The sequence below is a fragment of the Candidatus Njordibacter sp. Uisw_056 genome (assembly GCF_047730085.1).
Lineage (GTDB): Bacteria > Pseudomonadota > Gammaproteobacteria > Pseudomonadales > Balneatricaceae > Njordibacter.
Genome location: NZ_CP159830.1, coordinates 199902 through 224394, shown reverse-complemented (window position 1 = coordinate 224394; position 24493 = coordinate 199902). Strand labels below are relative to the sequence as shown.

Annotated in this window: 29 protein-coding genes and 1 tRNA gene; 21 read left to right on the top strand and 9 right to left on the bottom strand. The window is 44.4% G+C overall.

Annotation, left to right across the window (positions count from 1 at the left end; all coding sequences use genetic code 11):
* Positions 1 to 45: 45 nt before the first annotated feature.
* Positions 46 to 504: a tRNA (uridine(34)/cytosine(34)/5-carboxymethylaminomethyluridine(34)-2'-O)-methyltransferase TrmL gene (trmL, locus tag ABXT60_RS01140; RefSeq protein WP_443630950.1), complete on the top strand. Its 459-nt coding sequence runs from the start codon at positions 46 to 48 to the stop codon at positions 502 to 504.
* 9 nt (positions 505 to 513) lie between these two features.
* Here trmL and secB read toward each other — a convergent pair whose 3' ends face one another.
* The 3 genes from secB to ABXT60_RS01125 are packed head-to-tail and all read right to left on the bottom strand — an operon-like array spanning position 514 to position 1775.
* The gene (gene secB, locus ABXT60_RS01135; protein ID WP_443630949.1) at positions 514 to 1020 is read right to left on the bottom strand and encodes a protein-export chaperone SecB; all 507 of its coding nucleotides are present in this window, start codon (positions 1018 to 1020) and stop codon (positions 514 to 516) included.
* Between the two features lie 41 nt (positions 1021 to 1061).
* Complete coding sequence (grxC, locus tag ABXT60_RS01130) at positions 1062 to 1334, bottom strand: glutaredoxin 3 (RefSeq protein ID WP_046485586.1); 273 nt, start codon at positions 1332 to 1334, stop codon at positions 1062 to 1064.
* 24 nt (positions 1335 to 1358) lie between these two features.
* Positions 1359 to 1775, bottom strand: coding sequence for a rhodanese-like domain-containing protein (locus ABXT60_RS01125; protein WP_443630948.1), 417 nt, complete (start codon positions 1773 to 1775; stop codon positions 1359 to 1361).
* Positions 1776 to 1914: 139 nt separating this feature from the next.
* Between ABXT60_RS01125 and gpmI the strand changes: the two genes are divergently transcribed.
* The 4 genes from gpmI (at position 1915) to ABXT60_RS01105 (ending at position 6593) form a co-directional block, all read left to right on the top strand.
* Positions 1915 to 3459 (top strand): 2,3-bisphosphoglycerate-independent phosphoglycerate mutase, encoded by a 1545-nt coding sequence (gene gpmI, locus ABXT60_RS01120; protein WP_443630947.1) that lies wholly within the window; start codon positions 1915 to 1917, stop codon positions 3457 to 3459.
* A gap of 1 nt (position 3460) precedes the next feature.
* Positions 3461 to 4597: a murein hydrolase activator EnvC family protein gene (locus tag ABXT60_RS01115; RefSeq protein WP_443630946.1), complete on the top strand. Its 1137-nt coding sequence runs from the start codon at positions 3461 to 3463 to the stop codon at positions 4595 to 4597.
* Between the two features lie 9 nt (positions 4598 to 4606).
* Complete coding sequence (locus ABXT60_RS01110; RefSeq protein WP_443630945.1) at positions 4607 to 5791, top strand: S41 family peptidase; 1185 nt, start codon at positions 4607 to 4609, stop codon at positions 5789 to 5791.
* 82 nt (positions 5792 to 5873) lie between these two features.
* Positions 5874 to 6593 (top strand): divergent polysaccharide deacetylase family protein, encoded by a 720-nt coding sequence (locus ABXT60_RS01105; protein ID WP_443630944.1) that lies wholly within the window; start codon positions 5874 to 5876, stop codon positions 6591 to 6593.
* Here ABXT60_RS01105 and hisF read toward each other — a convergent pair.
* Genes hisF through hisB form a run of 4 tightly spaced genes read right to left on the bottom strand, consistent with a single transcriptional unit; the run spans position 6567 to position 9372 of the window.
* Entirely contained in the window at positions 6567 to 7340 is a 774-nt protein-coding gene (hisF, locus tag ABXT60_RS01100) for an imidazole glycerol phosphate synthase subunit HisF (protein ID WP_443630943.1), read from the bottom strand. The two genes, ABXT60_RS01105 and hisF, sit on opposite strands and share 27 nt — an antisense overlap.
* Before the next feature lie 26 nt (positions 7341 to 7366).
* On the bottom strand, positions 7367 to 8116 hold the full coding sequence (hisA, locus tag ABXT60_RS01095) for a 1-(5-phosphoribosyl)-5-[(5-phosphoribosylamino)methylideneamino]imidazole-4-carboxamide isomerase (RefSeq protein WP_443630942.1): 750 nt from the start codon (positions 8114 to 8116) through the stop codon (positions 7367 to 7369).
* 19 nt (positions 8117 to 8135) lie between these two features.
* Complete coding sequence (hisH, locus tag ABXT60_RS01090) at positions 8136 to 8771, bottom strand: imidazole glycerol phosphate synthase subunit HisH (protein ID WP_443630941.1); 636 nt, start codon at positions 8769 to 8771, stop codon at positions 8136 to 8138.
* Positions 8772 to 8778: 7 nt separating this feature from the next.
* Entirely contained in the window at positions 8779 to 9372 is a 594-nt protein-coding gene (gene hisB, locus ABXT60_RS01085; RefSeq protein WP_046485602.1) for an imidazoleglycerol-phosphate dehydratase HisB, read from the bottom strand.
* A gap of 158 nt (positions 9373 to 9530) precedes the next feature.
* Here hisB and mutY point away from each other — a divergent pair, with 158 nt between their 5' ends.
* From mutY to ABXT60_RS01065, 4 genes are all read left to right on the top strand, one after another.
* Positions 9531 to 10574: an A/G-specific adenine glycosylase gene (gene mutY, locus ABXT60_RS01080; RefSeq protein ID WP_443630940.1), complete on the top strand. Its 1044-nt coding sequence runs from the start codon at positions 9531 to 9533 to the stop codon at positions 10572 to 10574.
* Complete coding sequence (locus tag ABXT60_RS01075) at positions 10571 to 10846, top strand: oxidative damage protection protein (protein WP_443630939.1); 276 nt, start codon at positions 10571 to 10573, stop codon at positions 10844 to 10846. The genes mutY and ABXT60_RS01075 overlap by 4 nt, the downstream gene beginning before the upstream one ends.
* Positions 10847 to 10982: 136 nt before the next feature.
* Positions 10983 to 11058, top strand: a tRNA-Phe gene (locus ABXT60_RS01070).
* Positions 11059 to 11135: 77 nt separating this feature from the next.
* Positions 11136 to 11864 carry a DUF6538 domain-containing protein gene (locus ABXT60_RS01065; RefSeq protein ID WP_443630938.1) on the top strand — a complete coding sequence of 243 codons (729 nt, stop codon included), beginning with the start codon at positions 11136 to 11138 and terminating at the stop codon, positions 11862 to 11864.
* 116 nt (positions 11865 to 11980) lie between these two features.
* Here the strand turns inward: ABXT60_RS01065 and ABXT60_RS01060 are convergent, their stop codons facing one another.
* Positions 11981 to 12667: a fumarylacetoacetate hydrolase family protein gene (locus ABXT60_RS01060; protein ID WP_443630937.1), complete on the bottom strand. Its 687-nt coding sequence runs from the start codon at positions 12665 to 12667 to the stop codon at positions 11981 to 11983.
* Between the two features lie 156 nt (positions 12668 to 12823).
* Positions 12824 to 13726 carry a LysR family transcriptional regulator gene (locus ABXT60_RS01055; RefSeq protein WP_443630936.1) on the bottom strand — a complete coding sequence of 301 codons (903 nt, stop codon included), beginning with the start codon at positions 13724 to 13726 and terminating at the stop codon, positions 12824 to 12826.
* A 174-nt stretch (positions 13727 to 13900) separates the two neighbouring features.
* Here ABXT60_RS01055 and ABXT60_RS01050 point away from each other — a divergent pair, with 174 nt between their 5' ends.
* From ABXT60_RS01050 to ABXT60_RS00995, 12 genes are all read left to right on the top strand, one after another.
* Positions 13901 to 14941, top strand: a complete 1041-nt coding sequence (locus ABXT60_RS01050) for an ABC transporter substrate-binding protein (RefSeq protein ID WP_443630935.1) — start codon at positions 13901 to 13903, stop codon at positions 14939 to 14941.
* Positions 14942 to 14949: 8 nt separating this feature from the next.
* On the top strand, positions 14950 to 15768 hold the full coding sequence (locus ABXT60_RS01045; protein ID WP_443630934.1) for an ABC transporter ATP-binding protein: 819 nt from the start codon (positions 14950 to 14952) through the stop codon (positions 15766 to 15768).
* Positions 15768 to 16583: an ABC transporter permease gene (locus ABXT60_RS01040; protein WP_443630933.1), complete on the top strand. Its 816-nt coding sequence runs from the start codon at positions 15768 to 15770 to the stop codon at positions 16581 to 16583. Before ABXT60_RS01045 ends, ABXT60_RS01040 begins: the two co-directional genes overlap by 1 nt.
* 58 nt (positions 16584 to 16641) lie before the next feature.
* Positions 16642 to 17994 (top strand): FAD-dependent oxidoreductase, encoded by a 1353-nt coding sequence (locus ABXT60_RS01035; RefSeq protein WP_443630932.1) that lies wholly within the window; start codon positions 16642 to 16644, stop codon positions 17992 to 17994.
* Between the two features lie 82 nt (positions 17995 to 18076).
* Positions 18077 to 19240, top strand: coding sequence for a CaiB/BaiF CoA transferase family protein (locus tag ABXT60_RS01030; RefSeq protein ID WP_443630931.1), 1164 nt, complete (start codon positions 18077 to 18079; stop codon positions 19238 to 19240).
* A gap of 8 nt (positions 19241 to 19248) precedes the next feature.
* Positions 19249 to 20025, top strand: coding sequence for an enoyl-CoA hydratase-related protein (locus ABXT60_RS01025; RefSeq protein ID WP_443630930.1), 777 nt, complete (start codon positions 19249 to 19251; stop codon positions 20023 to 20025).
* Between the two features lie 22 nt (positions 20026 to 20047).
* The gene (locus tag ABXT60_RS01020; RefSeq protein ID WP_443630929.1) at positions 20048 to 20395 is read left to right on the top strand and encodes an indolepyruvate ferredoxin oxidoreductase subunit alpha; all 348 of its coding nucleotides are present in this window, start codon (positions 20048 to 20050) and stop codon (positions 20393 to 20395) included.
* A gap of 20 nt (positions 20396 to 20415) precedes the next feature.
* Positions 20416 to 21318 (top strand): dihydrodipicolinate synthase family protein, encoded by a 903-nt coding sequence (locus tag ABXT60_RS01015; RefSeq protein ID WP_443630928.1) that lies wholly within the window; start codon positions 20416 to 20418, stop codon positions 21316 to 21318.
* 45 nt (positions 21319 to 21363) lie between these two features.
* On the top strand, positions 21364 to 22806 hold the full coding sequence (locus tag ABXT60_RS01010; RefSeq protein WP_443630927.1) for an aldehyde dehydrogenase family protein: 1443 nt from the start codon (positions 21364 to 21366) through the stop codon (positions 22804 to 22806).
* A 21-nt stretch (positions 22807 to 22827) separates the two neighbouring features.
* Positions 22828 to 23289, top strand: a complete 462-nt coding sequence (locus ABXT60_RS01005; protein WP_443630926.1) for a deoxycytidylate deaminase — start codon at positions 22828 to 22830, stop codon at positions 23287 to 23289.
* A 266-nt stretch (positions 23290 to 23555) separates the two neighbouring features.
* Positions 23556 to 23711: a hypothetical protein gene (locus ABXT60_RS01000; RefSeq protein WP_443630925.1), complete on the top strand. Its 156-nt coding sequence runs from the start codon at positions 23556 to 23558 to the stop codon at positions 23709 to 23711.
* On the top strand, positions 23708 to 23995 hold the full coding sequence (locus ABXT60_RS00995) for a hypothetical protein (RefSeq protein WP_443630924.1): 288 nt from the start codon (positions 23708 to 23710) through the stop codon (positions 23993 to 23995). The genes ABXT60_RS01000 and ABXT60_RS00995 overlap by 4 nt, the downstream gene beginning before the upstream one ends.
* The last annotated feature ends 498 nt before the right edge of the window (positions 23996 to 24493 follow it).

Genomic DNA, 24493 nt, shown 5'->3' with positions numbered 1-24493 from the left:
GGCATACCAGCGAACACATAGATACTTATAGAGACCTAAAATACCATGTTGCATGTTGTGCTTTTTGAACCAGAAATTCCACCTAATACCGGCAACATTATTCGCTTATGCGCCAATACGGGATTTCAATTACATTTAATTGAACCGTTGGGGTTTAAGTTAGAAGATAAAGCGCTAAGGCGAGCAGGATTGGATTATCACGAATGGGCCCATATGAAGGTGCACAAAAACTACGATGCTTTTTTTGCTAGTGTGAAACCTAAAACTATCTACGCGATGACCACAAAGGGCAGTGATTGCTTTAGCAAGGCTAAGTTTAAAAAGCATGATGCGTTATTGTTTGGCCCTGAAAGCCGAGGCCTACCCGAGGAGATTAGGGCAAGGTGTGACGCTAGAATTCGCCTACCCATGACCAAAGAAAGCCGCAGCTTGAACTTATCAAACTGTGCAGCCATTACTGTCTATGAAGCATGGCGCCAACTCAACTACGAAGGCGCCAACTAAGCAACAACATCAGTGCGTTTGTTCAGGTTCGGCTTCGCCTGCTTCCGCTGCTTGTTCAGCCTGCTGTGCTATGCTCTGAGCATACAAAGCATCAAAGTTAACTGGTGCTAGCATTAGTGCTGGAAAACTACCTCTTTGCACTAAACTATCAATGGCTTCACGGGCATACGGGAATAAAATATTGGGGCAAAAAGCACCTAATACCTGACCCATAGACTCTTTAGGAACGTTAGCAATGTGGAACAAACCTGCTTGGTGGACTTCGGCTAAATAAACGGTCTTATCTTCCGCTTTAGCAGTGATGGTAATACGCAAAACCACCTCAAAACTAGTTTCATTAAGCTGACGAGCTTGGCTATTTAAATCCACCCCTACTTCTGGCTTCCACTCTGCAGTAAAAGACTGAGGTGAATTAGGCGACTCAAAGGACAAGTCTTTCAAATACACGCGCTGAATCATAATTTGTGGCTGCTCATTCACTTCTGCAGCTGCTGCGCCTTTTTCTTCTTCGCTCATACTTAATTCTCTTTAGTAAATTTTATGGAGTAGTGCTTCGTTTATGAAACAGCTAACAAGGAGTCCAGTTTTTGCTGGCGATCCAGCATATGTAATTCGTCACACCCACCGATCGCATTGCCATTAATGATAATCTGCGGCACTGTGCGTCCACCTGTAGATTGCATCATTTGTTGACGCAGATCATTACGTCCATCAACACTAATTTCTTGATAGGCTGCACCTTTACTATCAAGCAACCGTTTAGCACGGAAACAAAAGCCACATAGGCTAGAGCTGTATATTATTACCTGCGCTTTTACTTGGTCTGTCATTGCTGAGTCCTCAGTTTTAGCCTTTTATTTACGCACAAGTGGCAAATTCTGCCCTGTCCATTCAGCCATACCACCAGCCATACGATGAACGTTAGTGTACTCCGCTTTTTTTAGTACATTGGCTGCGCTAGAGGAGGTTTGACCTGTTTTACATATGATAACAATGGGTTTATCTTTGTGTTTTTCAAGCTCTGACATGCGTTTCGTTAAATCAGCAAAAGGAATGTTCTTAGAACCAATGACGCGCCCAGCATTAAAGTCTGCAGGAGTTCGGATATCAAGCAGCAAGGCGTCTTCGCCATTAGCTAAAACCGTGGCTTGTTGCGGAGAAACAGACGGAGCAGCCTTGCGCCGTTCTGTGATCAATAACACCGATAATGTCAGCAGTAGGGCCAACACCATTTCCCAGTGACTGATTGCAAATTCGAGGTAACGTTCCATAAGCTTTATTATTCCAAACGATTAATAGGTTCTGGGCCGCCATAAGGACGACAAGTCCGGCAGCATTATACGCCATAGCATGGATAAATTGGGGGCGGACTGCTAAAATATCAAGGCCCATTTGCCAATAACAGACACCATGACCACTTCTAGCCCAAAAGCTCTCATCATTCTTGACGGATGGGGACAAAACGAATTATCGTCTTCTAATGCTATTAAAGCAGCAAACACCCCTACTTGGGATGCGCTGTTAACAAATCACCGTCACACCTTAGTCGGCACCTCTGGTGCTGACGTAGGCCTACCCGATGGCCAAATGGGCAACTCCGAAGTAGGCCACATGAATATTGGTGCTGGCCGTGTGGTGTATCAAAATTATACCCGTATTGGTAAAGCCATTGAAGATGGAGACTTTAATACCAACCCAGTCATCTTGTCTGCTATTGATAAAGCCGTAGCCAATGAGGGCACCGTTCATGTTTGTGGCTTGTTATCTGATGGTGGTGTGCACAGCCATCAGGACCATTTATTCGCAACCTGCCAGTTAGCCTATGACCGCGGTGCCAGAGCAATTGTTGTGCACGCATGGCTAGATGGCAGAGACACCGCACCACGTTCTGCGCAGGAGTACATACAAGCTCTCATGGATGCCTTAGAGCCCATAGGTGGGCGTATTGGCAGTTTATGTGGCCGTTATTTTGCCATGGACCGAGACCAACGCTGGGAGCGTATTGAAAGTGCATACCGGGCAATGCGTTACGGTGAAGCAGAGTATGAATGCTTGTCAGCTCTGGGCGCATTACAAGAAGCCTACTTAAATAACCACACCGATGAGTTTGTTCCTGCTACGGTAATTTTAGACCAACACGGCCAGCCTACTACTATAGAAGACGGTGATGCTATGATTTGTGTCAACTTCAGACCCGATCGCACACGCCAAATTACGCAGGCATTTGTAAATGAAGAGTTTGGCAATTTTGATCGGGGAGAGCCCCTAGATCTAGCTGAATTTGTAATGATGACACAATACAGTGCCAACATAGACACCGCCTGTGCTTTCCCACCTAGTGCGGTGAAAAATGATCTTGGTGAAGTAATGGCCAACCATGGAAAAACGCAGTTACGCATTGCCGAAACTGAAAAATATGCCCACGTCACCTTCTTTTTTAGTGGCGGGCAAGAAGCCCTTTACCAAGGCGAAAGCCGTGAGCTTATTCCTTCACCAAACGTGGCCACTTACGACTTACAGCCAGAAATGAGTGCCCCAGAGCTAACAGACAAATTAGTTGCCGCCATTGAAGGCTGTACTTATGACCTAATCGTATGCAACTTTGCTAATGCGGATATGGTAGGACACACAGGCAAATTTGACGCCGCAGTTAAGGCTGTTGAAGCAATAGACGCCTGCCTTTCACGCATTGTTTGCGCTTTGGAAAAAGTGGATGGTGAGGCATTAATTACTGCAGACCACGGCAACGTAGAACTCATGATAAACCCGACCACGGGCCAACCTCATACAGCCCACACCCTATGGCCTGTGCCGTTGATTTATGTGAGTAGCAGAAACAGCAACGCCAAACTTTCTTCTGGTGTACTAGCAGACATAGCCCCAACTCTGCTGCACTTAATGAGCCTAGAGCAGCCCAAAGAGATGACTGGCCATAACTTGGTGGAATTTAGCTAAATTGCGTTTTATTATCAACTTAACCTGTGGCTTGCTGCTGCTAATAAGCCCAGGACTGTCTGCCAACACTGAGCTACAAGTGCAGCAAAAAATGCAGCAGTTGCAAAGCGATATTGGTAGCCTACAGTCTTGGCTTAACGCTGCACAAAATCAAGCTTCCGAGCTGCAAAAACAGCTGCGAATGCATGAACAAAACATCAGTAGCCTTAAAAAAGTCATCAAGAAAAACCAACAAGGCAGCAAAAATTCAGCAACCCATCTGGCCAAATTACAACAACAAGCTAGCCATTTTCAAGATGCCCTAGCCGAACAAGAGTTACAACTAAGTAGCCAATTAAAAAATCAGTATCAGCAAGGTAAAAACTCAGCCGCTCATCTTTTGCTCAGTTTAGATAATCCTTCTACAGTTGCTCGGAATATGGCTTATTACCAGTACTTAAACCAAGCAAGTGCTGAACAAATGGCAGCGTATCGCCAAACCTTAAACAGCCTCGCATTAGTGCAACAAGAGCAAGCTGATATTTCACTAGAACTGCAACGCAGTGCCCAACAGCTGCAGGTGCAAAACCAAAGCTTAAAACAAGCAAAAGCTAAACTTGCCGATAATATTAAGCGCTTAAAAAACAAGCAAGCTTCAAAGGCCCAGCGTTTGAGTATTGCCAAAGCCGACCAACTGCAAGCCCAAGAGCTATTAGAGCAAATTCAAATAGCCATTGCTAAAGCCAATATCAAAGTAGCTGACACGCCACTTATTAACGCAAAGGGTAGGCTCCCTTGGCCTATCAAAGGTAAAGTACTTAACCGTTTTGGGGTATCCCAAGCTAGCTATCCATTAAGTCAGCAAGGCTGGTTAATAGCTGCACCAGAAGGTTCAGACGTAGTAGCTATCCATGGCGGGCAAGTGGTTTTTTCTGATTGGTTAAAAGGCTATGGATTGGTTATTATTGTGGACCATGGGGATAGCTTTTTAAGCCTATATGGGCAAAATCAAGCCTTGTATTTGTCTGTAGGAGATTACGCTGTGGCACAGCAGCTTATCGCTAGTAGTGGTAAGTCTGGCGGTAACACTGAAGCTGCGTTATATTTTTCTTTGAGGCAACAGGGCAAACCCTTAAATCCTAAACAATGGTTGCAATAAAATTAAGCTATGCGCATTAGATTGAATAAGATCTCCTCTCGATTACAGTTTAGCCAACGTATTGGTGGCCTAATACTAGCACTTGTATGTGGCGCATTACCCTACACCAACACCTTGGCCGCAGTGCAAGCCAAGCAGCCCCCTGTGCCATTAGCTGCGTTAGAATCTTTTGTAGCGGTATATGAACGCATTCGGCTAAAACACGTAGATGCCAAGACTGATGAAGAGTTATTGCAACTTGCCCTTGAGGGCCTAATTTTAAAACTCGACCGCTTTTCTAGCTACTTAGATGCCGACGAGATGGCTCGCCTGCAACAAGATACCCAAGGGGAATACACTGGCATAGGGGTTGAACTGGTGCCAGAGGGCGACTACATTCGAGTGATCACCCCTATTGATGATGGCCCTGCATACCGTGCTGGAATACTCCCTGGAGATTGGATCACTCACGTTCAAGGCAAGGCCGTTAATGGGCTCGACGTGCATGCCATAGATGAGCTAATGACTGGAAGTGCCGGAACTGAGGTAACCCTAATTATATTACGTAAAGGTGAAACACTTAACTTTGCCTTAACCCGCGAAATTATATCCACACAAAGTGTTCGCAGTGAACTCATGCGAAGTAAAGTAGGGTATTTACGCATTAGCCTGTTCCAAAACCACACTGGGCAAGACTTAGTAGAGCAAATGCAGGCTCTGAAGTTGGCTGGTGCAGACCGTTGGTTATTAGACTTAAGAAATAATCCCGGGGGCACCCTAGGGGCGGCAGCAGACGTGGCTGATGCATTTTTAACCACAGGCGTCATCGTGACTACAAAGGCACGGCAAGCAAGTAGTAACATGCGTTTTGATGCCAAAGCCATAGACCCAAGTGAAGGCTGGCCGTTGGCTATTCTTATTAACAACGGCAGTGCTTCGGCATCAGAAATTGTGGCTGGCGCCATAAAAGATCATCAACGTGGCCAGCTAGTGGGCGACACTAGCTTTGGCAAGGGCTCAGTGCAGTCTGTTATCACACTGCCTCAAGGCGCAGGCGTTAAACTAACCACGGCATATTACTACACACCTGACGGCCACAATATTCACCTAAAAGGCATACAACCAGACATCATCCTAAGTAACACAGATGCACAAGACGACCAGCAGCTTGCTGCTGCACTAGACTTGCTCAGCCCTTTAGATGCTGAAAAATAAAATGTTTCTTACGCCTGTTCAGCTGCCTAAGTGCTTTAAATCAATTCTCTACTGTTTTATGTGGTGCCTGTTTGTACCTGTTATGGTATTTACACCTATTATAAAAGCAGACGTGTTTCAGCCCTCTATGGTAATTATCATAGACGATCTAGGTTATAACCTTGCCAACGGGCTGCGCGTTGTAAATTTGCCCGGGCCCATTACCTTGGCGGTAATGCCACACACCCCCCACGGTGCTTTGTTAGCCCGCAAAGGCGCCGCAGCAGATAAACAAATAATGCTCCACGTACCGATGCAAAACCATGCAGGTTTAAAACTTGGCCCAGGCGGCCTCACTTTAGACATGGACGAAACCCAATTTAAACAGGTATTAAGAGCGAATGTGGCTAGCGTGCCTTATGCAGAGGGGCTAAACAACCACATGGGTAGCGCCTTAACGGAGCAGGCCCTGCCCATGAAATGGACTATGGATGTAGCCAACGAATTAAATTTATTTTTTGTAGATAGCCGCACAAGTGCCGCTAGCATTGCTTGGCAACAGGCTATAGATCAAGCTGTTCCAGCGCTAACAAGAGATGTATTTTTAGATAATGATACCGACATAGAGGCGCTAGAGATGCAGTTTCAAAGGGCCATAACCATCGCTAATAAACATGGGTTTGCCGTTCTTATTGGCCACCCCTACCCAGCCACAGCAGCCTTTTTAAGCAAGTCTCTTAGTAGGCTCGATGAAGCCGGTATCAAGCTTGTTTCAGCATCAGCATTAATCTGGCAGCTACAGCCGCATTTCAATGCCCTTTGAAGACATATACTGCTTCGCTTGAGGGATGGTGTATTCGTTAAAGTGAAATATACTAGCGGCTAAAACAGCATCAGCCTTGCCTTTAATCACACCCTCTACCAAGTGGTCTAAGTTGCCCACTCCACCAGAAGCAATAACGGGCACAGACACAGCGTCGCTAATAGTGCGCGTTACGCCTAAATCATAACCATTTTTAACACCATCTTGATCCATGCTAGTCAGTAGGATCTCACCAGCACCATAAGTAACCATTTTAATAGCCCACTCCACAGCATCAATACCTGTAGGCTTACGACCACCATGGGTAAAAATTTCCCACCGAAGCGCTTCCCCGGGGCCACTTACTTGCTTAGCGTCTATAGCAACCACAATACACTGGGCACCAAAACGGTCGGCGGCTTGTTGCACAAAATCTGGGTTAAATACTGCAGCAGAATTAATACCTACTTTGTCTGCACCCGCATTTAGCATGCGGCGAATATCTTCACAGGTTCTAATCCCCCCACCCACAGTGAGAGGAATAAACACTTCACTGGCCATCTTTTCAACCGTGTGCACCATGGTGTCACGGTTTTCATGGGTAGCACCTATGTCTAAAAAAGTAATCTCATCAGCACCCTGCTCATTGTAGCGTTTAGCCACTTCTACAGGATCCCCAGCGTCTCTAATATCAACAAACTGCACGCCTTTGACAACCCGACCGTTGTTCACATCTAAACAGGGAATAATGCGTTTGGCTAAGCCCATGGGAGTTTCCTTAAAATAGGCAGTTGTTAGCTTTGGGCGTCACAATAAGATTGCGCTGCGGCCAAATCTAACGTGCCTTCATAGATAGCCCGGCCTGTAATGGCACCTACAATACCATCTGCAGCAACAGCAGCAAGCGCATGCACATCGTCCATATTAGTCACACCACCCGAGGCAATTACAGGAATCCCAGCTTCCCTGGCCAAATGGCGCGTAGCCTCTACGTTAACACCCTGCATCATGCCATCACGAGCAATGTCTGTGTACACGATAGCGCTTACCCCATCATTACGAAAGCGCTTTGCTAGGTCTACTGCCTTAATGTCTGTCACTTCGGCCCAGCCCTCTACGGCAACCATGCCGTCGCTAGCATCTAACCCCACTATAATACGGCCCGGAAAATCTCGACATGCCTGGGTAACAAAGTCGGGGTCTCTTACCGCTTGAGTACCAATAATTACATATTCAACGCCCGCCTGCAGGTAGGCCTCTATAATGTCTACATTACGAATGCCCCCACCAATTTGAATCGGTAATTTAGGGTGAGCCATAGCAATGGCCTTAACAATATCGCCATTCACAGGGTTACCAGCAAACGCACCGTTTAAGTCTACCAAATGCAATCTTCTGCAGCCCGCAGTGACCCATTGGCTAGCTACGGCAACTGGGTCTGCGGAGAACACGGTGGATTCTTCCATACGGCCTTGGCGTAGGCGCACACATTCACCATCTTTTAAATCGATGGCTGGAATCATTAATAAAGGGGTTTGAGACATAGACTATTTACGGCAGCGTTTAGCTACCGTCCCACTGTAAGAAGTTTTGTAAAAGCTTAAGGCCTGCCGAGTGGCTTTTTTCTGGGTGAAACTGAACAGCAAAGAGGTTTTCCCTAGCCAAGGCCACATCGAATTCAAGACCATAGCTGCAGGTAGCAGCCACTAGATCACGCGTTTGAGTGTGCACAAAATAACTGTGCACAAAGTAAAAACGGCTATTGTTGTCTATGCCATTCCATAGCTTGTGGGGCTTTTGCTCTACTTGGTTCCACCCCATATGAGGTACCTTTAAGTGAGCTGCTTGTACACTAGGTTGGTCGCCAAAGAAAGACACATCGCCTGGCAGCTGGCCTAAACAATCTACACCGCCATTTTCGCTTGAGCGCTGCATAAGGGCCTGCATACCCACACAAATCCCTAACATCGGCTTCTTGCCCATTTGATCAGCTACAATCTGATCAACACCCAAACGCTTAATTTCGGCCATACAATCACGAATGGCTCCCACACCTGGCAACACAACCCTATCACAGGATTCAATTTTAGCTGCATTGCTAGTGACATAAACGCGGGTATTGGGGCAAACGTGTTCTAGGGCCTTGGCAACAGAATGTAAGTTCCCCATGCCATAGTCAATTACTGCAATAGATTTCATAAGGCGCCTATAAGCTGCCCTTAGTAGAAGGCATCATTCCTGCCATACGTTCGTCGGCACTTAGAGCCATGCGTAACGCACGTCCAAATGCCTTAAATACAGTTTCTGCTTGGTGATGAGCATTTTTGCCACTTAGGTTATCAATGTGCAAGGTAAGCTTGGCATGGTTCACAAAACCACGGAAAAACTCATCAAACAAGTCCACGTCAAAGCCACCAATGCGGCCACGGGTGTATGACACATGATTAAACAAGCCTGGGCGGCCAGAAAAATCTAACACCACGCGAGATAGAGCCTCATCAAGTGGCACATAGGCAGACCCATAACGAGTGAGGCCCTTTTTATCACCCACTGCCTTATCTAAGGCCATGCCTAAGGTAATGCCCAAATCTTCTACCGTGTGGTGCGCATCAATGGCTAAATCACCATGAGCAACAATATCTAAGTCAATCAATCCATGACGCGCAACCTGTTCCAACATATGGTCTAAGAAAGGCAACCCAGTGACACAACTAAACTTGCCAGTGCCGTCTAAATTCACACTGACTTTAATCTGAGTTTCTAGGGTATTCCGTTCTACAGTGGCGGTACGTGCCGACATGAGGTGTCCTCGCGTTTAAGTAATAGGTAAAGCTACACAATAGGCAGAGATTATACGGCCTTTAGCGGCTAATTTACAAAGAACAAACGCACCTAAAAGCGATAAAACAATTGTATACTGAGCATTGACCTCATTTGCTCACCCATAAGCCCCAATTAATGACTACAATTAACTCTTTTGCGGAACAATTGCTCACATGGTTCGACCAACACGGCCGCAAACACCTGCCTTGGCAAAAAAATCGCACTGGTTATCGGGTGTGGGTGTCTGAGATTATGTTGCAGCAAACACAAGTCATCACGGTTATCCCCTACTTTGAACGCTTTATGGAGCAATTTCCCACAGTAAAAGACTTGGCTCAAGCCCAAAGTGATGAAGTACTTAGCCTTTGGACAGGGCTGGGTTATTACAGCCGGGCGCGTAACCTTCATGCCAGTGCGATAGCTATTACTGAGCAACATCAAGGTAATGTGCCAAAGGACCTAGACGCCCTCATAGCGCTAAAGGGTATCGGCAGATCTACCGCAGGTGCCATCATTAGCCAGGCCTACAACAACCCAGGGGTTATATTAGACGGCAACGTAAAGCGCCTACTCACTCGCTTACATGCCATAGAGGGATGGCCTGGCCAAAGCCACCTAGACAAACAACTTTGGCAAATGGCCACAGACCTCACACCAACCCAACGCAACGCCGATTACACTCAAGCCATCATGGACCTAGGCGCCACCATCTGCAAACCCAAGCAGCCTTTATGTGTGGCATGCCCCATGCAAGACTGCTGCCATGCGTTAGCACAAGACAAAGTGGCCTCTATTCCTACACCTAAGCCTAAAAAGGCATTACCTCACAAAACCATCAGTGTATTATTACTTAAAACACAGCAGGGCCAAACTCTACTAGAACAGCGGCCTAGCAAAGGCATTTGGGGTGGGCTTTGGAGCCTGCCAGAATTCGTAGACCTTAAGGCACTACAAACCCAACTTGCTGTAAATGGTTTACCGACAAATACTAGCCCTGTAACACCTATTAAACACGTATTTAGCCACTATAAGCTCACTATAGAGCCTCACCTTTTAGTGCTAGATAATGCCTCAAAAAAAGTTTCAGAAAATAATAAAAGTCAGTGGTACGATCCACAACAACTGCATACAATAGGGCTAGCCACTCCGATAAAAAAACTACTCGAGAGAACCCAATGACACGCACCGTTTTTTGCACCAAGTATAAAGCCGACATGGAAGCTATGGATCGCCCACCATACCCGGGCGCTAAAGGCCAAAAGCTGTTTGAAACCTTGTCTAAACAGGCATGGCAAGACTGGCTGGCACACCAAACCATGCTTATTAACGAAAAGCACTTAAACATGATGGATCCAGAAAGCCGTGCTTACTTGCAAGGCGAGCTGGATAAATTTGCCTCTGGTGATCATTACGACCAAGCAGAAGGCTATGTTCCACCTTCAGGTGAGTAAACCGCCACTAGAATAAAGAAAATAACCAAATTTCAGCAACTTATTGTTGACAGGAAAATTCAAAACGGGTTTAATACGGCCCTCTTCTTGGTCGCTCAACAGCGTGTAACCAGCTCAGAAGAAAGCAAATAGTATTGCCCGGATAGCTCAGTCGGTAGAGCAGAGGATTGAAAATCCTCGTGTCGGCGGTTCGATTCCGTCTCCGGGCACCACAAATCCCTAAGAAATCCCCATGAAAGCCCCGTGATACCTGTATTTCCATCAATTTTACTTGTGGGGTGTGTAGACCATGGTTGTAGACCAGAATAGCTATCTTTACCTTCGGAATAACATTTATTACTTTTCTAGACGTATCCCTCTGGATATGGAAAGCCGTTACATTTCTAAAAGAATTGTTAAGAGCTTAAAAACACGATCAAAACGAGTTGCCTTGCGTAGCTCCAATCACATTTGCTTTCAGCTTGAAGCCTACTGGAGTTCCATTAGGGTTGAGACGATTACCCATGGACTTGTAAGTGCACCTGTAGCTAAAGTCACTCCACCTGGCTGTGGATACGACCTTCTGGATGCTAAAGATTACTACATGAAGCTCAAAGGCAAAGATAGAGGCCATGTATTTGAGCGTACTGTAGAGCGAAATACTAGCTATCTTATTGAGGCTATAGGTAATCGTGATTTGGATGAATATACGTCATCCGATGGTGGAGTATTTCGAGACTTCCTAGTGACGAAAGGGTTAGCCATCAGCTCTATAAAGAGAGTTTTCTCATCATTGAAACCTATTATATTGTTAATGATACAAGAGTATGGGCTGGCTGCATCTAACCCACTATCTAAAACGTATATGCCTACAAATCACCTAAAGGACACAAGACAGCCAATCCCACTGCCGACAATCCGAAACATCCAATCATTGTGCTTGGGTATAAATGATGACCTAAGGTGGATCGTAGCTATGGTGCGTGATACTGGCGTTCGCCTTGCTGAAGCCTGTGGATTAGAGCGAAGTTTTAGTTGACCAATACAGGTTTTAGTGGGTTTTTTAAGTTTAATAATAAAAAGTTCTAGAAGTGAAACGCTGCACTAAAAACGCAGTCAAGAACGGTGTTCTCAGAATGAAGATAAAGGGAGAGATTAGACTACGGTAACAACAAGTTCACCCATGCCTGAAACTGACCCAGTCATAACGTCCCCTTTTACAATAGGGCCAACACCTGCTGGAGTTCCTGACATAATTAAGTCCCCCGCAGCTAACTCATAGTATTCAGAAAGGTAATTAATAATCTCTGCTGTTTTCCATATCATTTGATTTAAATCACCTTTCTGTTTTAGCTCACCATTTACTTTCAAATCTATCAATCCCTCAGCTGGATGGTCTAGATCCGAGGCCGGGATAATAGGCCCCATCGGTGCTGACTTTTCAAATGCCTTTCCAATTTCCCAAGGCCGACCCATCTTCTTCATATTAGTTTGTAGGTCTCTACGAGTCATATCCAGACCCAATGCATAACCATAAACATGCTCTAATGCATTGTTTAAACTGATGTTCTTACCGCCTTTACCTATGGCGATTACAAGTTCTATTTCGTAATGTACATCACTACTTTTTTCTGGATAAGTAAATGTTCCAGAAAAATCTAAATTATCAGGGTTTTTCTGAAAGAAAAATGGTGACTCTCGGTCTGGGTTATGGCCCATTTCGATTGCATGATCTGCATAATTACGGCCAATGCAATAAATTCGTCTTACAGGAAACACTGAGTTACTGTTAGCTATTGGAGCAACTGTTTGTGCTGGACCTGCTATTACGTAGTCCGCCATAATACTACCGTATCCAAAATGAGTTATTTATAGTTAGTAAAAGTAGCTTAAAGCTTGGTAGCAGTTTTCGACTCAGTTACCGCTTTGCCAATTCCTTTTGCTTCGACCGATTGAAGTCTTATTGTAAGGGAGGACACTAATCCTGACAGAGATAGATTATGTAAAGTCAACACTGCGAAGATTTTTTTCAATTAATTTCATGAAAAGTCGTGTAGGAGTGTCAGGGCTTTTGTGAGAGGATATAAAGACACTTATTTTATAGTCCTTCAACACTGATTCAGCTAAAGGCACAAAGACAAGTTTCTTTTCTCTTATATCTTGCATAAAACCAATTTTAGTATAAAGACCAATTCCAAGACCTTCAGTGATTGCCCGCTTAGCCATTAAAAGTGAATTTGTATAAAATATTGTTGAGAGTGAAGATAAATCCACCGAAGGCTCCTGATCGATGACTGAAGTTCGCCCTCTAGCATCAGTTGTTCTAACAAGAGGGAAACCTACACAATCATTCAGGCTGACATAAGGCTTACTTGCTAATGGGTGATTGGTCGGGACAATGAGGCCAAATGGCGAAGGTTTTTCTGCCATCACCCTAACATCAGGATGAGTCCAGCGAGAAAAACCAATTCCTATGTCCGCTTTATTTTTGGCAACTCGGCGCAGAGAATCATCCAAACCTGCGGTTTTTACACTATAAGAAATACTTGGGTATTCCTTGGAAAACGTTGCTATTACTTTGGGCAAAAAATCAAAGATCAAAGAGTCTAGCGTTGAGATAACAATATGTCCAGATCGCAAGTCACGAATATCTTCTATTGCCGCCCGCATACTTTTAAAATCATATATCGTGTTTCGGCAATGCTCCACAACAAGTCGCCCAGCCTCCGTTAATTCAATCCCCTCAGGTATTCGACTGAATAATTTAATGCCGAAATCTTCCTCAAGCTTTAATATCTGTCGATTAACGGCAGAAGATGAAACGTTAAGAACGTTTGCAGCTTTCCGGATTGACCCCTGACTAGCTACTTCGTCAAGGTATCGGAGGAGTTGATGGTGCATATTTTTGAGTCCATTATAAACTTCATCATGATGCCTTTAAGTCATCACTATTGGCGTAATTTACTTCTTATTGTACGCACTTAATCTCTGTATAGTAAAGCTTCGTTGTAATAGTTCAATGACGTTAACTACCATAATTTCTTAGCAGCATAATAATAAAATGAGGGAAATAATATGAGTAATATCTTGTTTGGTAATATGGGTAGAAGGAGTTTTCTAAAAAGTGCAGGAGCAGCAGGCTTAGCTGTTGGCGGCACAATGATTGGTATCACAAAATCTGCCCACGCAAGTGAATTTGAAATAAATATGCAATTAGGCTGGTTGGCATCTAATGGACAGCTTGGTGAAGTTGCCGCTGATGCTCTTGGATACTACAAGGCTGAGGGTCTAACTCTAAAAATCAGTCCTGGCGGGCCAAGTGTTGATGGAGTGGCTTCTGTCGCTGCCGGAAGTGCAAATATTGGGCAAGTTTCCTCAAGTCCATCTTTGATGATGGCGCGTGCGGCTGGCATCCCAATTAAATGTTTTGCAAGCGGCTACCAGCAACACCCTTTCACTTATTTCTCGCTTAAGACGAATCCCATTAATACGCCCCAAGATATGATAGGCAAGACAATTGGCACACAAGGTACGGCAAAAATATTGCTCCGCGCTTTGCTAGCGAAGCATCAAATTAAAGAATCCGATGTTGATATTGTTGTTATGGGCGGCGACATGGCGCCGTTGATGACTGGACAAGTCGATGCTGTATCAGGCTGGCAATCAAATATTAATGCCTTGAAAATTCTCGGCGACCAACGGAACGACATGCGCCTTTGGGACGCGGGTATCCAGCTTTATGCAAATCCTTATTACGCATCTGATGAGAATCTAAAAAATCATCCAGATAAATTTGAAGGCTTTGTTCGCGCCACTGCCAAAGGCTGGGGTTGGGTGCATGCTAATCCAATGGAAGCTGCGGAACTGCTCGTCAAGCGTTATCCAAACTTGAATATAGAGGCTGAACGAGAAGCTGTGCCACTTATCTTGAGCTATGTTTTCAATAGCGAAACAAAAGCTGGTGGATGGGGCACTATGCGCAGGGATAACTGGGAATCCCAGATTAAAACGTATTCTGATCTAGGCCAGTTTAAAAAGGGTGCTCCAAAGTTGGATGACGTCATGACGACTTCGATCCTTGATGCAACAGTTAACGACCGTCCTAAGATAGGGTGAGTTTAAACATGTCAAAAGGTCCAATTAGTAGTCGTATTACTGGCAATGCCGGGGGCGCAGAGCCCCCTGCTGTTGTCATGAAGGATGCTTGTGTGCGCTTTGGTGACCAATTGGCATTGGAAGATATTAGCCTAACCGTGGATGAGGGCGCATTTATCACAATTTTAGGTCCTTCGGGTTGTGGTAAATCAACCTTACTGCGCCTCGTTTCTGACCTTGTCCCAACCGACGATGGAGAAATTACCATATTTGGCAATGAGGTCGAAACCGCTCGCCTGAAACGAGAGTTCTCCTTTGTCTTTCAGGACGCCACTTTACTTCCCTGGCGCTCAGCCATAGATAATGTTCGGTTGCCGTTGGAAATTGGCGTGAAACACGCTCATAAAAGACCAAAGGCAGTAAGCAATCTCTCTCCAGAAGATTTATTAGAGCTTGTAGGGTTAAAAGGACGTGAAAACGCTTTGCCTCATGAATTATCCGGAGGTATGCGTCAGCGTGTAGCCATAGCTAGGGCTTTGATTTGCAAGCCCCGCCTATTGCTCATGGACGAACCTTTTGGCGCATTAGACGAAATCACGCGTGATCATTTAAATGAGCAAATTTTAAGAATCTGGAAAGAAACGGGGATAACAATTATGTTTGTAACTCATTCAATTCCAGAGGCGATTTTTTTGGGTCAAAAAGTATTGATGTTGGAATCTGATCCGGGACGTGTTCGTGAGCTTGTAGATGTCGACCTACCTTACCCTCGCGAATTACCCATGCGTGAAACACCTGAATTCAACAAAATATCTCGGTATTTACGTAACCTTTTGGAGACATGTTAGTGAATATTGACAAAAACGACACATCATCTAAAGTTGCCAAAAATAATTCAGTAATTGCAATAATTTTTGCTAATAGTTGGCTCCCAATATTAGCAGTAATTATGATTTTTGTAATATGGGAACTTGTAATTCTGATTTTTGGAGTGCCTGAATATATAGCACCGACACCCAGCGCAGTCCTAGAGACGTTGATCGAAGAGAGAACACTACTATTTCATAATTTCTTACCAACATTTTTTGAAAGTGTGGCAGGGTTTTTTGTAGGGAATTTATTTGCAGTTGTTTTAGCAATTGCATTTGTTCATAACAAAATGTTCGAAAAAGCCTTCTTCCCAATTGCTGTTTTTGTAAACACCATCCCCATTTTAGCTATTGCCCCCATTCTGGTACTGATGTTTGGGAACGGTATAAGCGCCAAAGTGATTATTGCGGCACTAATCTGTTTCTTCCCGACGCTTGTTAATATGGTACGAGGGTTAGAGTCAGTAAGCCCTGAAATGATTGAACTGGGTCGGATACTGTCGGCAACTAAGTCAGAGTTTTTTTGGAAAATCCGTATTCAATCATCGCTACCATTCCTGTTTTCGGCGCTAAAAATCGCATCGACAACATGCGTTGTTGGCGCAATCGTTGGCGAATGGATTGGGGCTGATGTGGGCTTGGGCTCTTTAATTATTGAGGCAACTTACAATTTTCGATCACCTTTGTTATACGCGACTGTAATTGTTTCTTCCGGCCTTGCGGTCATTTTGTTTGTATCGGTAACCATTGCTGAACGTCTGATTGTTAGATGGAAGCCTGAACATATATCCTAATTTTCGCCAAAAATAACTTATTTCGTCTGAATAGGTTTCAGACTTACAGGAAAATATTATGCTAGATTTTGACCACGCACCAATAACACTCACTCAACAGAATGTACCCGTGGTCGCTAAATCTGACGTTGTGGTTGTTGGCGGCGGCCCAGCAGGTGTTACAGCAGCTATTTCTGCAGCGCGTAACGGCTGTTCTGTGACGTTAATTGAGCGATATCACCACCTCGGTGGTATGGCATCAGGTGGAATGGTGCTAGTTTTGGATGATATGTGCAACGACGGTGAAATTACAACCACCGGAATTGTTGATGAATATGTTGAAACCATGAAAAGTGAGAACGGTGCCGTATATCCCCCACCAGAAGATCGTTTGCAAAGTCATGAAATGTGGCGTAAATGGTCTCGTTGGGGCTGCCATGACTTCCGTTCCACACAAGATCCGATGCCTATTGTATATGCTGTCGCATTCGATCCTGATGCCTGGAAGCGAGCATCATTGAAACTTGTTAAAGAAGCTGGGGTTAACCTGAGACTGCATAGCTGGTTTTCTGATGCGATTGTCGAAGATGGAAAAGTTAAAGCCATTATTGTTCAAACTAAAACAGGTCGGCAGGCAATTTTAGCCGATGTCTTTATTGACGCATCTGGTGACCTAGATTTGGCAATCGCAGCAGGTGCTAAATATTCAAAGGGACAATATATTGTCACCACTGTATTTCGATTAAGTAATGTTGATACGGTAGCTGTAGACAAGTTTCAGTACGAATGCCCAGAAGAGTACAGAAAGATTGATCGTCAGGCACGTCGCATTATTGGCGGTGCATGGGACATGTGGTGGCTGAAGACTCCTCTTCCAGGGGTTGTTTGGTGCAATTGCCCACACATGCCGGGTTATGACGGGATCTCGGTAGAGGATAACACTAACGCTGAATACGAGGGACGCCGTCGTATGTGGGCCTTATATGAATTCGTAAAAGCCAACATGCCAGGCTTTGAGAAATGTCATATGCTGGGAGCAGCTGAGCAGGTTGGCGTTCGGCAAACCCGCCAGTTGGTCGGCGAATATGTGGTTACAAAAGATGATGTCACTAGCCGTCGTTACTTTGAGGACACTGTTTGCCGAGGTCGTGATTATTATACTCCATACAGGGCGCTGTTACCAAAAGGCATTGACAATTTAATTGTCGCGGGGCGCCATTACTCTGCTGAATCTGAAGCACAAAAAATGTCCCGAGAAATTCCCCCATGCATGGTCCAAGGTGAAGCATCGGGTGTTGCTGCTTCCCTAGCGTTGAACGGCAACCTAGCGTTCCGGGATGTTGATCCTAAGGCGATTCAAAAGAAAATGCGGGCACAGAATGCTGATCCAGGTGACAAACCTTCTGAAAACGCCGGGAAAAGGGTTACCTAAATATAAACATTAGATATAAACATTAGATATAAACATTAGATATAAACATTAGATATAAACATTAATTATAAAAAGGCGAAACATGTCAAATAATGAGCTTCCTCTGGATGGCGTTAAAATCATTGATTTTTCCCAGGTTATGTTGGGCCCTTGTGCCACACAAATGCTGGCTGATTTTGGAGCTGATGTCATAAAAGTTGAGCGCCCAAAATCTGGCGACCTGTCCAGGAATGTATTTGGGGGGCAGGGTGAAGTGTCACAAAATAACCCAGTTTTTTGTAGTTTAAATCGCAACAAGCGTTCAATCACTTTGAACACTCGAACAGACGCTGCCAAAAATGTTATCTACGAGCTCATTAAGACTGCTGATGTAGTCGTGAACAACTTTAGGCCTGGTGTAATGACGCGAATGGGGTTTGGCTACGAAAAACTTAAGGAAATAAACCCAGGTATCATTTTCGCGGCTGGGACTGGGTTTGGTACTAAGGGTCCATACTCCCATAAAGGGGGGCAAGATGTTCTTGCTCAGGCAATGAGTGGCGTTATGGAACAGCGTGCACATGACTCTGTCCCTCGTTCCATTTATCCAACAGCCCTTTGTGATTATGCGGCTGGAATGCATTTGGTCCAGGGTGTTTTGGCCGCAATTATTGCCCGTTATAAATCGGGGGTTGGCCAGAAAGTTGAAGTTTCATTGTATAACTCCATGATTGCGATGCAAATGCAAGAAGCTGCTAATCTCATGGCAACGAAAGGCACCTTGAACTGGGCTGCATTACCTTTGTGTGGCGTTTTTGACACGACTGACGGGGCTGTTGTGGTTGTTGGGGCCTTCAAAGAAAATCCACTACAAGATATTTGCATAGCAATAAAACACGCAAAAGACTTATCTATCAAATATCCAATGCTAGAAGATCAAGTTGAAGCCAAAGAATTTTTACAGGGGGAATTCCGTAGCCATTTTAGCAAAATGTCAACGACTGAAGCCATAACTAACATGGAGAAACGAGATCTTTTGTGTGCCCCAGTAAAGTCTTTGGAAGAAGCACTAAAGGATGAACAAACAATAGTTAATCAAATGATCGCAACAATGAATCATCCCATACACGGAAGTATACAAGTAATCTCATCACCTATAACCATGTCAGACAGCCCCTTTACAATTAGGCATACACCCCCTGGATTGGGTCAACATACGGATGAGATTTTAGCCGAACTAGGCCTATCTCTAGACGACACACAATAGGAACGACCATGACTGTAAAATTTGCCATAAAAGACAATGTTGCCTATGTCACTATCGATCGTCCAGAGCGCATGAATGCGGTTGACCAACCGACCGAAGAGGTTCTTGAAAAAATCTGGTGTGAGATTGAAGGTAACAAGAATATATACTGCGTCGTCCTTACCGGCAGTGGGGAAAAGGCTTTCAGTGCTGGGGCTGATATGAAATCTCCAGGTAATTATACTGGACTTGAATACTGGGCTCATTTAAGTGCAAATGGCTTCGGAGGTATAGCTTTACGAGATACTCTCAACGTGCCTGTAATTGCACGAGTAAATGGACTCGCATTAGGTGGAGGTTTCGAAATGATTCTCGGGTGCGATATTGTTGTCGCAACACAGGACTCTTCTTTTGGGTTACCTGAATCAAGAGTGGGCCGTCTCGCACTTGCTGGTGGAATGGTGCTCTTGCAACGTCAAATTCCAGAAAAAATTGCTTCCGGTATTATATTGTCTGGTCGCCGTATATCTGCCTCTGAAGCCTATCAGTATGGTTTGGTAAATAATGTTGTTGCACGTGAAAGTTTGGATGCAACTGTCCAGAGTTGGGTTGATGATATTAAACGATGTGCCCCTCTATCCGTTCGTGCCTTAAAAGACACCATTCGCAATACAGCTCATATGAAACCCAAAGAGGCGCAGTTCTACCGGTCGGAATCCTTGGTTGCAGCTCTGGTATCCAAGGATTCCGAGGAAGGGGTGCAAGCTTTTATTGAAAAGAGGCCTCCAGTATGGTCAGGCGGATAACTTTTGGTACAGGCGTTCAAATATGTCGTACGTAATAATTGAAGAATGCGTAGATATTAAAGATGGAGTGTGTACACAAGTTTGCCCTGTTGATTGCATTTATGAGGGTGGTCGGATGTTTTACATCCACCCAGAAGAGTGCGTGAAATGTGGGCTTTGCGAATCGATATGTCCAGTCGACGCTATACGTGTGATCACTGAAGTTACTCCTGAAGAGCAGCCCTATGTCCTTATTAATAAGGAGTTTTTTGAAGAAAAGGTGACTGGGTGGGGGCGGCCGGACGGATGGTCATCAGAATTTACAACAGATCTAGATCATCCACATATCGCTGTATTGCCACTAAGAAATAGGGAAAAACCGGATGAATGATTCAATGTTAGGAGGTATCTGTGCCGAGAAGAGATAGTGAAATCAGTGGCGTGGTTGCTGCTGTGCCAACAATTGTCGATCCTAATCACCAACCAAAAATAACCGAATTCATACACCATTGTAAGTGGGCACTTGATAATGGGTGTGATGGTTTAAATATTTTAGGAACAACGGGCGAGGCTAACTCGCAGGGCCCCGCGACCCGAAAATCAATTATGAAGGCAGCAGCAAGAGATATCGACCCTTCAAAAATGATGGTAGGCACGGGTACTTCTGATTTGGAAATGACGGTTGAGTTAACACGCTATGCTGATAAATTGGGGTATGCTGTAGCTCTTGTTTTGCCTCCCTTTTATTATACACCAGTTACTGATGACGGAATCCTCTCTTATTTTAAGGCGATTGACAATGCATTGGGAACATCAGATATTGTTCTATATCTCTATAATTTTCCTGCACTATCAGGCATTAAGTTTTCTGTTCAGTTAATTAAACGTATGGTCGAAGAGATGCCAAATCGTATTCGTGGTCTTAAGGATTCCTCTGGCGACGTGCATTATTGCAAGGAAATTGTTGAAGCTGTACCAAATTTTAAAGTCTTCCCTAGCAATGAGATATGTATTAGCGAGGCTCGTATCAATGGTTTCGCTGGGTGCATATCAGGTTCCGTGAATGTAACAGGCCCTTGGGCTGGCAAACTGTGGCATGATTATGACGGCCGTAATCTTGACAGCCAATTAGTCGAACTAAAGGAACTTAGAACGGCAATTTCATCCGTTCCCTTGGTACAGGCTGTAAAACACTTGATTGGTCTTCGAGAACATAACATCGATTGGAATATTGTGATTCCGCCTTTAATGCCTCTCACAGAGTCACAAAAAATACAGTTAACAGAAGTTGCGCAAAAACTTAGTTACATCTGAAAAAATCAACTTTGATAAAAATTCCAAAATTCACAGGAAACAAATATGACATCTAACATTAAATGTAATCTTATTAATGGAAAGTGGCAAAAGGGTGCTAAAGCTACTGACAATATAAATCCCGCTAATACAACAGATATCGTTGGTGTTTATTCATCCGGCTCAAGAGATGATGTAAATGTAGCAGCCGAAGCTGCAAAAGACGCCTTTCATGGATGGGCCAATGCCAGTCCGCAGGTTCGTCACGACTTGCTTGATGCTGTTGGTAATACTATTGCCGCACGCAAGGCACAGTTGGGCGAATTGCTAGCTCGCGAAGAGGGAAAAACACTAGCTGAAGGAATAGGCGAAACTATACGCGCCTCTCAGGTATTTAAATTTTTCGCTGGTGAAGCCCTCCGTGTTAAAGGTGACACTATCGCATCAATACGTCCAGGAGTTGGAATTGACGTGACCCGCGAACCGCTTGGTGTCGTGGGGGTTATAACCCCTTGGAATTTTCCAATCGCCATTCCCGCTTGGAAAATTGCTCCTGCACTAGCTTTTGGTAATTGTGTTGTTATGAAGCCTGCTGCGTTAACCCCAGGGTGTGCTCATATGATTGCAGAAATACTTATGGAGTGCGGGGTGCCAGACGGAGTTTTTAATTTGATTATGGGCTCTGGCTCGATCGTTGGTGAAGCCATTTTAAATCATCCCGACATCGATGCTGTATCGTTTACTGGCTCTATCCCGACAGGTAAACATGTCGCCGCGAAGTGTTTTGAAACAAATAAAAAGTTTCAGCTTGAAATGGGCGGTAAAAATCCAATGGTTATTTTGGATGACGCTAATTTAGAAGTTGCTGTTTCAGCATGTATTAGTGGTGCTTTTTTCTCAACTGGACAACGCTGCACAGCCCCTTCTCGATTTATAGTAGAAAAAGGAATTCACGACCAGTTTGTTTCGTTGATGAAAGAAGGGATGGCAAAGCTTGTTGTGGGTGATCCTCTTGACGTGAATACATCAATTGGACCAGTTATTGATGAACGTCAGCTACAATCGAATCTGAACTATATTGAAATCGCAAAGCAAGAAGCTGCTGAAGTCTTCGGCGGTGAGCGTCTTGAACTGGACAAGCCTGGTTTCTATCAAAATCCTGCCCTTTTTCTCGGCACGACAAATGATATGCGTATAAATCGAGAAGAAATTTTTGGACCATGTGCATCCGTGATTAAAGTAGAAGACTACGACGAAGCACTTCGAGTTGCCAACGATACAAGTTTTGGTTTAGCGGCAGGTATTTGTACACAAAGTCTTAAATATGCAACAAAATTTAAACGTGAGGCTGAAGCTGGAATGGTAATGGTGAATTTACCCACTGCAGGGGTTGATTATCATGTCCCGTTTGGGGGAAGGAAAGGCTCGTCGTATGGTCCTAGAGAACAGGGTCAGTATGCGGTTGAATTCTACACAACTGTGAAAACAGCCTATACTTACGCTGGATAAAACCTCAGCAAAGGTTGTATTATGAATTTTAAAAAATATGAGATGGATCGGTGGGATAAGCGGTTTTTTGATTTGTGTAATCTAATCTCTTCCTGGAGTGAGGACCCTCACCGGGTCGTTGGGGCTGTAATTGTTGGACGCGGAAACCAAATTTTATCTACTGGGTATAACGGTTACCCTCGAGGAGTTATATCAAAGGAAGAACGATTTAGTCGAGTGAATAGAGAGAAGTTTCATTGGTCTGAACATGCCGAGCGTAATGCATTGTATAATGCAGCTCGGTCTGGTGTCGCTACTGAGGGAATGACACTTTATTCCAGTGTGTTCCCGTGTTCTGACTGTGCGAGAGGCATTATTCAGTCTGGTATCAGACGACTAAAAACGTTTCGTGCTCCGGAAAAAGACCCTAGTTTCGAACGTGGTTTTATTGTCTCTAGCATCATGCTTGAAGAAGCTGGAATTGATGTCCAATTATTTGACTAGCTGTGGTTGCTACGGTCAATATAAACTGAGCACTTTTCTTGGGTTGTATCTCAGAGAAGGAGAAAAGACAGGTTAACACCTGAACGGTTGGATTGTCTTAATGCGTTAGGTTTTTTTCTAGGTCAAAAAAGTTTACTTTGATACTCCAAGAGCATTGCTGCCAAACGCTTGCGCATGGCAACTACTTCTTAAGTCCTAAGGCCGTGAGCATAGCAGTGATGGTTCTTTCCAAAGGTCTGGTTTCTTGGCCCTGTAGAAGCTCTACCATGGCGTTTAGATCGGCTTTTAGTGTGCGTCACCTGAGCAAGCCAGGTCTTATCAACAAAGCTATTAAGGTTGCACACAAAGGCGATTGGGATAGAGTTGCTGATGAGTTTGACGACTTAGAGACACTAGTAGTTACTGTAGGAAAAGACAAATGATAATGCAAAAGGTAAAAGATTTTTGGATCAACAGTTACAAAAGTGATAATGTTGCTTTTGGATTCGAATTAATAAGTTTTGTATTTACAGTTATGGCAAGTATGACTTTAGCATTTAATGCTACAGATCCTAACATGCTAATTATATATCCGTTCTTCTTTGTAGGATCGGTTACACAATGCTACGCTTCAGTACGTAGAGGCGCCGCTTGGGTAATGCTACTAACTGGTTACTTTGCAGTAATCAATGTATTTGGATACGGAGTGGCCGCATTATGGTGGTAAAACCTTATCAATGGCTGGCCTGGGTGGCAGTGCTAATAGCTTGGCCCTAGCGTTGGCTATATGGCCTTGCCATGTAGCTACGACTAACTCCATCGGCAATAGGTTGCCACGTCGCTGTTCTGGCCCCAGAGTTACCTTTTTAGCTTGTAGCCTAGTTAGCTTAGCCCTCTCTTGAGTGTAGTCCAGTTCACCACTTGACCTATTACCTAGCCACCGTTTGAGTGCTGCAATCTCAAAGAAAACTTGTTTGCCGGTTTTATATAGCAGATGTTGCCTCCATTTACTTTCCAGATAAAGATATCGATGCCGATACCGTACGTTTTCAGCTGCGGCCACTTATCCAAAAAGAACTTGATAAATGAACAACATCACTATCTCTTTTATTATTGGGCGAATTTTGGGTGTTAAGAGTAATGCTTGAAACTCGAATGTGGTGGATATGGGGGGAGTCGAACCATTCTCCTGATCCCTTTAAATATAGTGTATTAAAAGTAGTTT